The organism is Pseudoalteromonas byunsanensis (assembly GCF_001854475.1).
Lineage (GTDB): Bacteria > Pseudomonadota > Gammaproteobacteria > Enterobacterales > Alteromonadaceae > Pseudoalteromonas > Pseudoalteromonas byunsanensis.
Genome location: NZ_MNAN01000005.1, coordinates 1 through 1,399 on the forward strand (window position 1 = coordinate 1; position 1,399 = coordinate 1,399).

Annotated in this window: 1 rRNA gene; it reads left to right on the forward strand. The window is 47.1% G+C overall.

Annotated features, from left to right (window positions below):
• Positions 1-243: 243 nt before the first annotated feature.
• A 23S ribosomal RNA gene (locus BIW53_RS00040) occupies positions 244-1,399 on the forward strand; the annotation flags it as partial.

Here is a 1,399-nt window from a genome sequence, read left to right on the forward strand (position 1 = left end):
ATTAATTAGCATCTACTTTAGTATTCAATATTAACTTCTGGCGAAGTTGAAATCAGTCTTTGATAGTACAATCCTGATGGATAAAAATGGTTAACCTGTTTTTATTACGACGAGGATTTCTAGTTTAGGCAACGCCGCCGAGAAATTTATCGACGGGAGCATAACGTGTTATGTGACCAAGTAAATTTTGACAGCAAGGCCGCATAAACAAGAAAGACCAAGTAAGAACATTTTGGGTTGTATGGTTAAGTGACTAAGNGTACACGGTGGATGCCTTGGCAGTTGGAGGCGATGAAGGACGTACTAACTTGCGATAAGCCTAGTTGAGCCAGTAAGAGGCGCTTGAGACTAGGATTTCCGAATGGGGAAACCCACCTGCTTGCAGGTATCATATGGTGAATACATAGCCATATGAGGCGAACGCGGAGAACTGAAACATCTAAGTACCCGTAGGAAAAGAAATCAACCGAGATTCCGAAAGTAGCGGCGAGCGAAATCGGACCAGCCCTTAAGCTTTAGTGTAGTTAGTGGAACATTCTGGAAAGTATGACGAAACAGGGTGATAGTCCCGTACACAAAAACTTATCTAAAGTGAAATCGAGTAGGTCGGAGCACGTGAAACTTTGACTGAATATGGGGGGACCATCCTCCAAGGCTAAATACTCCCAACTGACCGATAGTGAACCAGTACCGTGAGGGAAAGGCGAAAAGAACCCCTGTGAGGGGAGTGAAATAGAACCTGAAACCGTGTACGTACAAGCAGTAGGAGCACCTTCGTGGTGTGACTGCGTACCTTTTGTATAATGGGTCAGCGACTTATATTTTGTAGCGAGGTTAACCGAATAGGGTAGCCGTAGCGAAAGCGAGTCTTAACTGGGCGCTTAGTTGCAAGGTATAGACCCGAAACCCGGTGATCTAGCCATGGGCAGGTTGAAGGTTGAGTAACATCAACTGGAGGACCGAACCCACTAACGTTGAAAAGTTAGGGGATGACCTGTGGCTAGGAGTGAAAGGCTAATCAAACCGGGAGATAGCTGGTTCTCCCCGAAATCTATTTAGGTAGAGCCTCGGACGAATACTTACGGGGGTAGAGCACTGTTAAGGCTAGGGGGTCATCCCGACTTACCAACCCTTTGCAAACTCCGAATACCGTAAAGTAATATCCGGGAGACACACGGCGGGTGCTAACGTCCGTCGTGAAGAGGGAAACAACCCAGACCGCCAGCTAAGGTCCCAAAGTGTATGTTAAGTGGGAAACGATGTGGGAAGGCTAAAACAGCTAGGAGGTTGGCTTAGAAGCAGCCACCCTTTAAAGAAAGCGTAATAGCTCACTAGTCGAGTCGGCCTGCGCGGAAGATGTAACGGGGCTAAACATACCACCGAAGCTGCGGCTGCGAAT